11 protein-coding genes are annotated in these 12,263 nt (G+C 68.2%); 5 read left to right on the top strand and 6 right to left on the bottom strand.

Annotation, left to right across the window (positions count from 1 at the left end):
- Positions 1-172: 172 nt before the first annotated feature.
- Positions 173-2,095 (bottom strand): methyl-accepting chemotaxis protein, encoded by a 1,923-nt coding sequence (locus ACW18C_RS00605; RefSeq protein ID WP_492072204.1) that lies wholly within the window; start codon positions 2,093-2,095, stop codon positions 173-175.
- A gap of 96 nt (positions 2,096-2,191) precedes the next feature.
- Positions 2,192-2,893 carry a tRNA (guanosine(46)-N7)-methyltransferase TrmB gene (gene trmB / locus ACW18C_RS00600; RefSeq protein WP_492072203.1) on the bottom strand — a complete coding sequence of 234 codons (702 nt, stop codon included), beginning with the start codon at positions 2,891-2,893 and terminating at the stop codon, positions 2,192-2,194.
- Between the two features lie 411 nt (positions 2,894-3,304).
- Between trmB and ACW18C_RS00595 the strand changes: the two genes are divergently transcribed.
- The 5 genes from ACW18C_RS00595 (at position 3,305) to arfB (ending at position 8,622) form a co-directional block, all read left to right on the top strand.
- Positions 3,305-4,777, top strand: a complete 1,473-nt coding sequence (locus ACW18C_RS00595; protein ID WP_492072202.1) for an amidohydrolase — start codon at positions 3,305-3,307, stop codon at positions 4,775-4,777.
- Positions 4,777-6,117 (top strand): amidohydrolase family protein, encoded by a 1,341-nt coding sequence (locus ACW18C_RS00590; RefSeq protein WP_492072200.1) that lies wholly within the window; start codon positions 4,777-4,779, stop codon positions 6,115-6,117. Before ACW18C_RS00595 ends, ACW18C_RS00590 begins: the two co-directional genes overlap by 1 nt.
- Before the next feature lie 579 nt (positions 6,118-6,696).
- The gene (locus ACW18C_RS00585; RefSeq protein WP_492042139.1) at positions 6,697-7,560 is read left to right on the top strand and encodes a DUF5677 domain-containing protein; all 864 of its coding nucleotides are present in this window, start codon (positions 6,697-6,699) and stop codon (positions 7,558-7,560) included.
- A gap of 190 nt (positions 7,561-7,750) precedes the next feature.
- Positions 7,751-8,221 carry a YaiI/YqxD family protein gene (locus ACW18C_RS00580; RefSeq protein WP_492072198.1) on the top strand — a complete coding sequence of 157 codons (471 nt, stop codon included), beginning with the start codon at positions 7,751-7,753 and terminating at the stop codon, positions 8,219-8,221.
- On the top strand, positions 8,218-8,622 hold the full coding sequence (gene arfB, locus ACW18C_RS00575) for an alternative ribosome rescue aminoacyl-tRNA hydrolase ArfB (protein ID WP_492072196.1): 405 nt from the start codon (positions 8,218-8,220) through the stop codon (positions 8,620-8,622). Before ACW18C_RS00580 ends, arfB begins: the two co-directional genes overlap by 4 nt.
- A gap of 3 nt (positions 8,623-8,625) precedes the next feature.
- Here the strand turns inward: arfB and ACW18C_RS00570 are convergent, their stop codons facing one another.
- Genes ACW18C_RS00570 through ACW18C_RS00555 form a run of 4 tightly spaced genes read right to left on the bottom strand, consistent with a single transcriptional unit; the run spans position 8,626 to position 12,226 of the window.
- The gene (locus tag ACW18C_RS00570) at positions 8,626-9,093 is read right to left on the bottom strand and encodes a hypothetical protein (protein ID WP_292148794.1); all 468 of its coding nucleotides are present in this window, start codon (positions 9,091-9,093) and stop codon (positions 8,626-8,628) included.
- A gap of 13 nt (positions 9,094-9,106) precedes the next feature.
- Positions 9,107-10,684, bottom strand: a complete 1,578-nt coding sequence (ubiB, locus tag ACW18C_RS00565; RefSeq protein WP_492072194.1) for a 2-polyprenylphenol 6-hydroxylase — start codon at positions 10,682-10,684, stop codon at positions 9,107-9,109.
- Entirely contained in the window at positions 10,672-11,460 is a 789-nt protein-coding gene (locus ACW18C_RS00560) for a class I SAM-dependent methyltransferase (protein ID WP_492072193.1), read from the bottom strand. The genes ubiB and ACW18C_RS00560 overlap by 13 nt, the downstream gene beginning before the upstream one ends.
- A gap of 31 nt (positions 11,461-11,491) precedes the next feature.
- Positions 11,492-12,226 (bottom strand): Crp/Fnr family transcriptional regulator, encoded by a 735-nt coding sequence (locus ACW18C_RS00555; protein WP_492072192.1) that lies wholly within the window; start codon positions 12,224-12,226, stop codon positions 11,492-11,494.
- Between the last annotated feature and the right edge of the window lie 37 nt (positions 12,227-12,263).

Genomic DNA, 12,263 nt, shown 5'->3' with positions numbered 1-12,263 from the left:
GCTGGGCTTGCGGCCCCGGAAGAACGGACACTCCAGTCCCCAGGAGCGACACCGGGATGAAACCTGAAACCTGGGAGAATGTGGCGTCCCGGATCGGGACGAATCGTAAACGCGGCGTTAGGGCAAACTACATATACCGCCGATCCCTCAGCGGCGGCCTGCGCCTACGACGTCAGAACTCTTCCCAACCTTCGGCCTCGACCTGAGGCTTGGGCGCCGCGCCGCCACGACCAACGGTCTTCAGCGCCTGAACCAATTGGCGGGCCGGCGCCGCGCGCGCCGGCGTTGGCGCGGCGGCAGGCGTGGCGCCGCTCGTCCCGACCTTGAACTGGGCGACCGAGGCTTGCAGAGACTGGGCTTCCTGCGACAGCGAATGGCTGGCGGCGGTCGACTGCTCGACCATCGCGGCGTTTTGCTGCGTGACCTGATCCATCTGGTTCACGGCCGTATTGACCTCGGCCAGGCCGATGGCCTGCTCCTGGGCCGAGGCGGCGATTTCCGACACCAGGCCGTCGATCTCGGCGACCCGGTCCACGATCCGCTGCAGGGCCTCGCCGGTCTGACCGACCAGTTTGACGCCCGAGCCGACCTGGTGGGTCGAGGTCGAGATCAGGGTCTTGATTTCTTTCGCCGCCTCGGCCGAACGCTGGGCCAGGGCGCGAACCTCGGACGCCACCACCGCAAAGCCGCGACCGGCCTCGCCGGCTCGGGCCGCCTCGACCCCGGCGTTCAGGGCCAGCAGATTGGTCTGGAAGGCGATCTCGTCGATGACGCCGATGATCTGGCTGATCTGTTCGGAGGAGCCCTCGATGGCCTGCATGGCCTGGACGGCGTCGCGAACGATGACGCCCGAGGTCTCGGCGTCGCCCTTGGCCGCCTGAACCACGTCAGAGGCCTGACGCGCGCCCGAGGCGGTCTTGTTCACCGTGGCGGTGATTTCATCCAGCGCAGCGGCGGTCTCTTCCAGCCCCGCCGCCTGTTGTTCGGTGCGGCGCGACAGATCGTCGGCGGCCTGCGAGATCTCGCCGGCGCCCGAACGGATGCCGGCGATATTGGCCACCACCACCGCAACGGCCTGCTGCAGCTGGGCGATGGCGGCGTTGAAGTCCGACTTCAGCTGCGCCGCCTTGGGCGCGAACTCGGCCTCGATCCGATAGGTCAGGTCGCCGTCGGCCATGGCCGACAGCCCCTGGCCCAGGGCTTCGATGGTGACGCGGTCGGCTTCGGCCTCGGCGGCCTTCTCGGCCTCGCGCGCGGCGCGCTCCTGTTCGCTCATCGAGCGTTGCGACAGGGTCTCGGCCTCCAGCCGGTCCTTCTCGATGGCGGCGTCGCGGAAGATCGCCAGGGCCGAGGCCATCTTGCCGATCTCGTCGCCGCGCTTGACGCCGGGAATGTCAGAGGTCTTGTCGCCGTCCGCCAGACCGCGCATGCGCCGCTCCAGCGCCACCACCGGGGCCGACACGGACCGGCCGATGAACCAGCCCGTCGCCCCGACCGCCAGCAGCACCAGCAGGGCCATGGAGCCCAGGGCCAGGGCGGCCTTGCCCACGGCCGCCGCGATCTGGTCGGTATAGACGCCCGAGCCGATCACCCAGCCCCAGGGGGCGAAGCCCTTTACATAGGAGATCTTGGGCGAGGCCCCGTCCTGGTTCGGCTTGGCCCACTGATAGTTGACGAAGCCCTCGCCGTCCTTCTGAACCACGGCGACGAATTCCTTGAACATCAGCACGCCGTCGGCGTCCTTGTTCTCGCTCACGTCCTTGCCGTTCAGCGCCGGCTTCATCGGGTGCATCACCATGGTGGGATGCATGTCGTTGATCCAGAAATAGTCGTCGGCGCCGTAACGCATGGCCCCAACGGCGGCCTTGGCGGCGGTCTGGGCCTGATCGCGCGTCAGCCGGCCGGCTGCCTCCTCGCCCTGATAATAGGCGACCACGCTGTGGGCGATCTCCACGCCCTTCTTCGTGCGGTCGGCGATCTCGTCGCGCATCACCGCGTCCAGCCGCATCAGGGAAAGACCGGTCACGAGCAACAGGCCCGCCATGGTCACAAGAGCGAGGAGATTGATCCGCCCGCCTATCGTCAGCGTCTTCATGGTCCCGTCCCCCAATACTATTTGAGACCATCCCTAACGAAGTTCGTTAAACACCCGTCTATAAGCCGAATAAGTAAAAATGCGTATACCGTAACGTCAGGATTTTCTGCGGTATTCCAGGAAAATCGGCGCCGTGTCCCCCAACCGCTTCTCTTCATAACGGGTGACGACGTGGTCCGCCGGAGGAACGAACCAGTCCTGGTCCGCCGCCCCGATCCGCTCCAGCCCGGGCGTCCGCTCCAGCCGCTCCAGCGTCCATTCGGCGTAGTCGCGCCAGTCGGTCACGAACCGCAGCGTCCCGCCCGGCTTCAGGATGCGGGCGAAGGCCTGGGCCGTCTCGTCCTGCAACAGGCGGCGCTTGTTGTGTCGCGCCTTGTGCCAGGGGTCGGGGAACAGGATCAGCACCCGGTCCACGGAAGCGTCGGGCAGGGCGTCCACCAGGTCGCGCGCGTCGTCGGCGTGGATGCGGACATTCTTCAGCCCGCCCTCCTCGACATGGCGCAGGGCGGAGGCGACCCCGTTCAGGAAGGGCTCGCAGCCGATCACCAGGGCGTCGGGCCGCGTCGCCGCCTGGGCCGCCATATGCTCCCCCCCGCCGAACCCGATCTCCAGCCAGACCTCGACCGCCTCGGGCATCATCGCCTTGGGGTCCAGCGGACCGGCCTTGGGATCGGGCACGGCGATCTGAGGCAGCAGGCTGTCCATCAGCGCCGCCTGTCGCGGCTTGATCGGCCGCGCCTTGATCCGGCCGAACGACCGCAGCGGCCGGTCAAGATGGGGGTTTTCGTCGTCGTTCATGCGCGTGCCGTTAGCGGTCCCAGGCCGGAGCGTCCAGACCATCTCACCTCCCCATTCGCGAAGGCGAACGGGGAGGACCGGTCGCGCCAGCGACCAGGAGGGGGCGACTTCGCTCTCTTTCGTCATTCCGGGCGAAGGGCCGCTTGGCCCGTAGACCCGGAACCCAGCGGCGCGCGAGAGCGCGAACCTGTCGCGGACTCGATCTTCAAACAGTGTGCGGCGGATGGATTTCGCCTTCGGCGCCGCTGGGTTCCGGGTCTCCGCTACGCTGCGCCCGGAATGACGAAAGGAACGGGCGGCGCGCCACCCCCTCATCGAACATCGAAATCTTTTGACGCCTCCGTCAGATGACCCTCCTATGACGGTCGCAAGACACGTCGGGCTGGCGTGTCGTCGGGAAGAGGGGATCTGATGATCGGACATCATCTGCGGGGCGTCAGCCTCGCGGCCATAGGCTTTGCTATGCTCGGCCTGTCGGCCTGCGCCACGACCGGCGCGGAATCGGAAACGGCGGCGCCGTCCAAGGACAAGACCCTGGCCGCAGGCCTGGATCCGGCGACCACGCTGAACCCCTATCCGTCCACCTATCAACCGTTGCCGCGCGAGAATTTCGCCGTGGTCGGCGCGACCGTCCTGACCGGCGCGGACCGCAAGATCGACAATGGCGTGGTCGTGGTCACCGACGGCAGGATCGCCGCCGTCGGTGACGCCTCCACCCCCCTCCCTGCCGGCTATCGCGTGATCGAGGCGCGCGGCCGCTATGTCACTCCCGGGATCATCGACGTCCACAGCCACCTGGGCGTCTATCCGTCGCCCGGCGTGCAGGGCATGAGCGACGGCAACGAGGCCACCAGCCCGAACACGGCCCAGGTCTGGGCCGAACATTCGCTGTGGCCCCAGGATCCGGGCTTCAACACCGCCCGCGCCGGCGGCGTCACCACGCTTCACATCCTGCCCGGCTCGGCCAATCTGTTCGGCGGCCGGGGCGTGACCATCCGCAACACGCCCTCGATCACCATGCAGGGCATGAAGTTCCCGGACGCCCCCTATACGATCAAGATGGCCTGCGGCGAGAACCCCTCGCGGGTCTATGGCTCGCGCAACCAGAGCCCGGCGACCGGCATGGGCAATATGGCCGGCTACCGCGCCGCCTTCATCGCCGCGCGCGACTACAAGGCCAAGTGGGACAAGTGGCGCGAGACCGGCGAGGGCGCGGCCCCGACCCGCAACCTGCAGAACGAGACCCTGGTCGGGGTGCTGGACGGGTCCATCCTGATCCAGAACCACTGCTACCGCGCCGACGAGATGGCCATGATGATCGATATGGCCAAGGAGTTCGGCTACCGGATCACCACCTTCCACCACGCCACCGAGGCCTACAAGCTGGCGCCGCAACTGGCCGCCAACGGCATCTGCGCGGCCATGTGGACCGGCTGGTGGGGCTTCAAGATGGAGGCCCTGGACGCCATCGAGGAGAACGCCGCCCTGGTGGATGCGCAACAGGGCTCGTGCGCCGTCATCCACTCCGACGACGCCGAACTGACTCAACGGTTGAATCAGGAGGCCGCCGCCGCCCTGTCGGCCGGTCGCCGCGCCGGGCTGAACATTTCGGAAGAACACGCCATCGGCTGGATCACCTCCAACGCCGCCAAGGCCATCGGCATCGCCGACCAGACCGGCTCGCTGGAGCCCGGCAAGCGCGCCGATGTGGTGATCTGGAGCGCCGATCCCTTCTCGATCTACGCCCGCGCCGACCAGGTCTTCATCGACGGCGCCCTGACCTTCGACCGGACCAACCCCGCCTATCAGCCGACCAGCGATTTCGAGCTGGGCCAGCCGGGCTATGGCCTGACCGCCGCCAACGTCGCCGAAGGAGCCCGCTGATGCGTCTGTCCCACATCCTCGCGGGCGCCGTCGCGGCCCTGTCGCTGGCCGCCCCGGCTCTGGCCCAGGACACCGTGGCCATCGTCGGCGGGCGGGTTCTGACCGGAACCTCCGTCATCGAGCGGGGCACGGTCGTGATCCGCGACGGCAAGATCGTCTCGGTCGGAACGGCCGCCGCCCCGTCCGGCGCCCGTGTCATCGACGCGACCGGCAAGGTGGTCGCCCCCGGCTTCGTCGCCGTCGATTCCGGTCTCGCCGGGACCGAGGTCGGCGCCGTCGGCGGCACCAACGAACTGCGCAACAGCGCCAACACCCTCAGCGCCGCCTTCGACATCTCCTACGGCCTGGACCCCTGGTCCTTCACCTTGCCGGTGGCGCGTCTGGGCGGCATCACCCGCGCCGTGGTCGTGCCCCAGCACCCCGGCTCCTCCGGCGGCCATGTGCATGAGGACGAGACTGCCGGCGCCGGCGACGGCGGCTATCAGACGCCCGGCCTGTTCGCCGGCCAGGCGGCCATCATCGACCTGGGTCAGGACGCGAACATCCTGGTCAAGCCGCGCGTGGCCATGGTCGCCCCGTTCGGCGAGGCCGGGGCCGACATCGCCGGCGGCGCCCGCGGGGCCCAGTTCGTCCTGTTCAAGGAGACCCTGGCCGAGGTCCGCCTCTACGCCCGCAACAAGTCGGCCTATGAGCGGGCGGGCTTGCGCGATCTCAGCCTGTCGCGCGCGGACCTGGAGGCCCTGATCCCCGTCGCCAACGGCTCCATGCCCCTGATCGTCAGCGTCCACCGGGCGTCGGACATCCAGCAGGTGCTGCGTCTGGCGCGCGAGGAAGGGATCAAGCTGATCCTGGACGGCGCCGAAGAAGGCTGGCTGGTCGCCGGCGACATCGCCTCGGCCGGCGTGCCCGTGCTGCTGAACCCCATCTCCAACCTGCCCAGCGATTTCGAGATGCGGGCGGCGCGGATGGAGAATGCGGCGGCCCTGAACGCGGCCGGCGTCGTCATCGCCATCAAGGGCAATGAGGGTTCGACCCACCGCGCCCGCGAGGCCCGCTACAACGCCGGCAACGCCGTCTCGCACGGCCTGCCTTACGGCGCCGCCATCGCCGCCCTGACGGTCAACCCGGCCAGGATCTTCGGCATGGCCGGGCAGTTCGGCCAGATCGCGCCGGGCGCCGCCGCCGACGTCGTGGTCTGGTCCGGCGACCCGCTGGAGCCCCTCAGCCAGCCCTCGGCCGTCTTCATCGACGGCGTCGAACAACCCCTGACCAGCCGCGCCCTGCTGCTGCGCGACCGCTACCGCCAGCAGACGCCGATGCCGCCGGCCTACCGCAACTGACGGCCTTTACGGTCTGAAGGGAAAGGGCGGGACCGCAAGGCCCCGCCCTTTTTTCATCTCCTCCCCCCTGGGGGAGGCGACTCCACCCTTCTTTCGTCATTCCGGGCGGAGCGTAGCGGAGACCCGGAACCCAGCGGCGCCGAAGACGAAATCTATCCGCCGCAGGATGCCGAAAGACCGAATCCGCGACAGGTTCGCGCTCCGCGCGCCGCTGGGTTCCGGGTCTCCGGGCCAAGAGGCCCTTCGCCCGGAATGACGAAAGAGAAGAGGCCAGCGGCCCAAGGTCCATCAACCCGGTCTCCTCCCCCTCTGGGGGAGGTGGCGCGGCGCGTCTTCGCGCCGTGACGGAGGGGGCGCGTCCGCACGACCGGCGCCGGAAGATCCCTACCTTTACCGTCATCCTGGGGCTTGTCCCCGGGATCCATACTCCCGGTATAAGGCTGTGGCGCACTCGATTGAGACAAGTTCCATAGATATCGCAAGCGACTCATTTCGTCCCTATCGGCAGCATCCAACGATGCGTCTGAAGGCCCGGAGACATCCCATTTTTAGTTTAGCGAGCCCGCGTTATGGTGGGCCATGTCCGAACCACCAATGATCTCGATGACGGAAGCGGATGCTATCGCTTCCATAAAGGTGGATGGGATGCTGGCCCCCGTCATCGACGAGTTTCGTCCGCACCACATCGTTGAAAACGCCGAATGGTTTGACTTTGCTCGGCGCTTCAACCGCCTCGGCATGAGGTTGATGAACGATCACGTTCCAAGCCTAAACGGCAAAGAAATCCGACACCCGGTTGCGCTGATAATGCGACTGACGGCACGTGTCGCTCATTCGTTCGGCGGAGCAATCGTGCTTGCTGAACGTGGTCAGACTATCGAAGCGCAGACCGTCGTGCGCTCCATTTACGAAACCGGCTTCTGGGTAGCCTACATTGCAAAATCCCCGCTGGCCGGTTCGGAAGACTTCATCAGCGAAGAGATGAAAAGTCAGCTTGGTCGTGACAAAGCGGCAAAAAAGCTTATGGCCGATCATCCCGACGTTGTTCGGCAGATCGATAAGCAGATCGCCCAAACAATCCAGGCCCGTCGTGGGCGCCGCGAAGTCCCCGGCATTGAGCAGTTGGCGACCCTCGGCGATTTCCCAGATCATTTCGCCTACTACAAATGGCTATGCGGCGCTGCAGCCCACCCGACCTTACTATCCACCACCAACTACCTCTCGGCTGACGATGAGGAAGGCTTTTATGGCTTCGCCTTCGGCCCGGATTCGGCAAGGATTGGGCAGACGGTAGGTTTCGCCTGTCACGCCTTCTCGATCACCCTCCTCGGCATGTGCCGTCTGCTAGGCTTCCTGGGAGCGCAGGACGAGATGCTGACATGCATCGCCGAACTCAACGCCTTGATGGCGAGCAGCGAGCCGCCAAAACGTAGCGCCGGTTAGCCGTCCAGGCCACGCTCTCGTTTCCAGCTGACCTTCCAAATCCAATGCCGTCAGAGTCCGCCACGGACACACCGGGCGTATGGATCCTCGGCACAAGGCCGAGGATGACGAATGAAAGGGAGGGCACCCCCGGCCCCTCCGACCGCACCGGGTATCGACGCCCTACCCCCGTCCGCGCTAGGTCAGGCCCATGCCGACCGCCCTCTACATCGACGCCGACGCCTGCCCGGTGAAGGAGGAGGTCTATCGCGTGGCGCGGCGCTATGGGCTGAAGACCTATGTGGTCTCCAACGGCTGGATGCAGGTCCCGCGCGAGGCCCTGATCGAACAGGTGGTGGTGGACGCCGGGCCTGACGTGGCCGACGACTGGATCGCCGAACGGGCGGGCGTGGGCGATGTGGTCATCACCGCCGACATTCCATTGGCGGACCGCTGCCTGAAGGCCGGAGCCCAGGCGCTGAAGTCCAACGGCCAGCCCTTCACCCCGGACTCCATCGGCTCGGCCCTGGCCGGGCGGATGGTGGGCGAGCATCTGCGGTCGATGGGGGTGGCGACGTCCGGCCCGCCGCCGTTTTCGGCCGCCGACCGGTCGCGGTTTCTTCAGGCCCTGGACCAGGCCGTGGTCAAGGCGCGTCGGGTCGCCCCCCCGAGCCAGCCATGACGACGACCATCCCCGAGGACGAGCTGGAGTTCCACTTCTACCGCGCCGGCGGACCGGGCGGCCAGAACGTCAACAAGGTCTCGACCGCCGTCCAGATGCGGTTCGACGTCAGGAACTCCCCCAGCCTGACCGAGCCGGTCAAGGCGCGGCTGATGAAGCTGGCCGGCAGCCGGCTGACGCTGGAGGGGGTGATCCTGATCACCGCCGTCCGCCACCGCACCCAGGAGCGCAACCGCGCCGACGCGATCGAACGGTTGCAGGCCCTGGTGGACGAGGCCTCGATCCGGCCGGTCTTCCGCGTCCCGACCCGACCCACCAAGGCCTCCAAGGAGCGCCGGCTGAAGGCCAAGACCAGCCGCGCCTCGATCAAGTCGGGACGCGGCCGGCCGACGCTGGACTAAAACTCAGCTCTCGACCGGACGGAACAGCAGGGCGGCGATCTTGTCGTCGGCGTCGAAGCCGATCACCCATTCGGTGACCTGATTGTCGAAGGTCACCTTGAACAGATGGGCCTCGCCTTCCGGCCGTTCGAAGGCGACGGTCTTGACCGCGCCGAAGCCCTTGACCAGCGGCGCGACCTGATCCGCCTGCTGGCGGATCTGGGCCGCCAGGCTGTCGGTGAAGACCGAATAGTCGAAGCCGGGACCCTGGGCCGCCGCGATCACGGCGCGCAGCGCCTCTTCAGACCGGGCGATGTCGGGTGCGGTCGCCGCAACGGCGGGAACGGTCGGCGCCGGCAGGGCCGGTTGAGATTGCGCCTGGGCCGGTCGGTCGAAACTGTTCGGCACGGCGCCGGCTGCGGCGCCGCCGGATTGGGCGATTGCGGAGGCCGGGGCCAGAAGCAGGGCTACGGCGATCAGGGTCGTCTTCATGCGAAGGCTCCGGTCAGGACAGATAGGGCCAGAGCGAAAGGCCCAGGGCCGTCAGGGCCGCGATGACCGCGACCGTGACTGAAGCCGTGACCCAAGCGGGAGTTCCCGACTTTTCGATGACCACCGCCGCCGGACGCGGCGGCTCCTGCACCAGGCGCGAGATGGCCCGCGCCGCCGCGATCATCTCGTTCAGGGCGTCGCGGGCCTGGGCCTGGGGCCCCAGCTCGCGGCGGATCCAGCGTTCGACCACCGGCTGGGCCGCCTTCCACAGGTCGTGGTCGGGCTGAAGCCGGCGCGCCACCCCCTCGACCGAGACCATGGTCTTCTGCAGCAGGATCAGTTCGGGCCTCAGCCGCATGTCGAACAGGGCGGTGATCTCGAACAGCTGGCCCAGCAGCCGGCCCATCGACACCTGGCTGGCGGCGCGGCCGATCACCGGCTCGCCCACGGCGCGCAGGGCCTGGGCGAAGGTCTCGACGGAGTGATGCGGCGGCACATAGCCGGCCTCGAAATGGACCCGGGCGATCCGGTCGTAGTCGCGGCTGATGAAGCCCCACAGGATCTCGGCCAGATAGCGCCGCTCGGCCGGCCCAAGCCGCCCCACGATGCCGAAGTCGATGGCGGTCAGATGGGCCGGGGCGCTGGCGAACAGATTGCCCTCGTGCAGATCGGCGTGGAACACCCCGTGATCCAGGGCCTGAACCAGGAAGGCCCGCACCACATTGTCGGCCAGCAGATCGACATCCAGGCCCGGCAGGTCGGTCAGGGCCGGATCGGTCATGGGCAGCCCTTGCGCCCATTCCAGCGTCAGCACCCGCTTGCCCACCCCGTCCCACACCACGGCGGGGGCGGACATATAGCCGTCCTTGGCCATGACATCGGCCATCTCGCTGGCGGCGGCCGCCTCCAGCCGCATGTCCAGCTCCAGATCCATGGAATTGGCGATGGTCTCGACGAAGGCCTGGGGCTCGAGCCGGCGCGACAGGGGCACCAGCCGGTACACCAGGGCGGCGCCCAGCCGCATGGCGTCCAGGCCGTCGGCGACGCGGCGCTCGACCCCCGGCCGCAGCACCTTGACCGCCACGGCCCGGCCGTCGGCCAGGGTCGCCCGGTGCGCCTGGGCCAGGGAGGCGGCGGCGACCGGCGGGCTCAGGTCGGTGAACAGGCTCTCGACCGGCCGGCCCAGCGACTTCTCGATCTCGCGCCGCGCCTCTTCCAGCGGGAAGGGCGGCAGGGCGTCCTTCAGCCGGCCCAGGTCGCGCGCGAACTGCAGGCCGAAGATGTCGGCGCGGGTGGCCAGGACTTGGCCCAGCTTGATCGCCACCGGCCCCAGATGTTCGAACGCCTTGCCCAGTCTCTGGCCCGGCCGGCCCTGACGTCCATCGCGGCCGGACAGCATCTGCACCGCGCGGGCGAAGGGTCGGGCCCAGACGGGCAGCAGGGGATTGGCCTCGCGCGGGATCAGGGCGTCATGACGCGCCAGAACCCACAGCCAGCCCAGCAGGCGCAGAAAGGCCGCCACCGGGTTCTGCGCCGCCACGGCGGGCGGCGGCGGCGGGGCCGTGCGATAGATCCGGGTCAGATCGCCCACCCGTGGTGGATGGCGGCGATCCCGCCCGACAGATTGGTCACCGACACGCGCTTGAAGCCGGCGTCCTCGATCAGGCCCTTGAAGGCCGCCTGGTCCGGGAAGCGGCGGATGCTCTCGACCAGATACTGGTAGCTGTCGCGATCCTTGGCCACCCAGCCGCCGATGCGCGGAATGGCGTGGAAGGACCAGGCGTCATAGGCCGCGCGGATCGGCCCGGTCGTCGGGCGCGAGAACTCCAGGCACAGGAACCGGCCGCCCGGCTTCAGCACGCGCCGCGCCTCGGCCAGGGCCTTGTCGATATGGGCCACGTTGCGGATGCCGAAACTGATCGAATAGGCGTCGACCGAGGCGTCCGGCAGCGGCAGGGCCATGGCGTCCCCGACCGACCAGCTCATCTCCGGCTCGCCGCCCTTGTGCACCCCGGCCAGGATCATCTCGGCGTTATAGTCCAGCACGATCACCGAAGCGTCTTCGCCCCCGCGCCGTTCCTGGGCCGCACGCGCCATCTTGGAATAGCGCCGGGCCATGTCGCCGGTGCCGCCGGCCACGTCCAGGATGGTCTCGCCGGGCCGGGGGTTCAGCTTGGCCGCCGCCGCGTCCTTCCAGAGGCGGTGGACGCCCACGCTCATCAGGTCATTCATGACGTCATAGCTGGAAGCGACGGAATCGAAGACCCCGCGCACCATCTTGACCTTCTCGCGCGCATCGACGTCGCGGAAGCCGAAGGAGGAACGGTCGCCCGACGAATGCGGGCCGTGGGAGGAGGCGTCGGTCATGCGCGCGGTCTAGCGCGTCACGGGCCGCCCGTCACGCGTCACTAGAGCCTGATCGCATCGCTTCCGACCCGGCTTGGGGCTGGGGCAGTTCGAGATCCTTCATCACCTCGCGCATCAGGCCGTAACAGCCGCACGACGCTTCCTCCAGCCCGTCGCGGTCCAGCACCCGGACCCAGCCCCGGCCCCGCTGGATCAGGTCCTTGCCCTCCAGCACGGTCCCGACCTCGGAGACCGTGGCGCGGCGCACGCCCAGCATGCCGGCGATGTCGGCCTGGGTCAGGTCGATCCGGTCGTCCTCGGCCCGGTCGTGCAGGGTCAGCAGCCAGCGCGCCAACCGCTCGTCCAGTCGATGCTGGGCGTTGCAGGCGGCGGCCTGCTGCACCTGGGCCATCAGGCCTTCGGTGAAACGCGACAGGGCCTGGCGCAGGCCTTCGCTCTCATCCAGCGCCTGGCCGAACACCTCGGCCGAACAGCAGACGGCCACGCCGTCGCGCTGGGAGATGGCGCGGCTGGCGGCGCGGGCGTTGAACGGGCCGCAGGTCACCCCCACCAGGCCCTCGCGCCCGATGGCGGCGGTCTCCACCATCTTGTCGTCCGGCAGGACGGTCATCAGCGACACCACCCCCTTCAGCGGGAACCAGACCTGATCGACCGCCTCGCCGGCGTCGTACAGCATCTGGCCGCGCGCGATCTGGTGCTCGCTCAGATGAGGTTCGATCCGCTTCCTGTCGGCCGCGTCCAGAGCGGCGAGCCACAGATTGTCCATATCCACTTCTCCGCGCCAGAAACGGCGACGCTTTCGC

The organism is Brevundimonas sp. FV1ye7S, assembly GCF_058680995.1.
This window is presented reverse-complemented; position numbering and strand designations above follow the sequence as displayed.

Bases quoted from the DNA above. Each gene is read 5' to 3' on its own strand.
- ACW18C_RS00605 (WP_492072204.1), bottom strand. From the start codon at position 2,095: ATGAAGACGCTGACGATAGGCGGGCGGATCAATCTCCTCGCTCTTGTG.
- trmB (WP_492072203.1), bottom strand. From the start codon at position 2,893: ATGAACGACGACGAAAACCCCCATCTTGACCGGCCGCTGCGGTCGTTC.
- ACW18C_RS00595 (WP_492072202.1), top strand. From the start codon at position 3,305: ATGATCGGACATCATCTGCGGGGCGTCAGCCTCGCGGCCATAGGCTTT.
- ACW18C_RS00590 (WP_492072200.1), top strand. From the start codon at position 4,777: ATGCGTCTGTCCCACATCCTCGCGGGCGCCGTCGCGGCCCTGTCGCTG.
- ACW18C_RS00585 (WP_492042139.1), top strand. From the start codon at position 6,697: ATGTCCGAACCACCAATGATCTCGATGACGGAAGCGGATGCTATCGCT.
- ACW18C_RS00580 (WP_492072198.1), top strand. From the start codon at position 7,751: ATGCCGACCGCCCTCTACATCGACGCCGACGCCTGCCCGGTGAAGGAG.
- arfB (WP_492072196.1), top strand. From the start codon at position 8,218: ATGACGACGACCATCCCCGAGGACGAGCTGGAGTTCCACTTCTACCGC.
- ACW18C_RS00570 (WP_292148794.1), bottom strand. From the start codon at position 9,093: ATGAAGACGACCCTGATCGCCGTAGCCCTGCTTCTGGCCCCGGCCTCC.
- ACW18C_RS00560 (WP_492072193.1), bottom strand. From the start codon at position 11,460: ATGACCGACGCCTCCTCCCACGGCCCGCATTCGTCGGGCGACCGTTCC.
- ACW18C_RS00555 (WP_492072192.1), bottom strand. From the start codon at position 12,226: ATGGACAATCTGTGGCTCGCCGCTCTGGACGCGGCCGACAGGAAGCGG.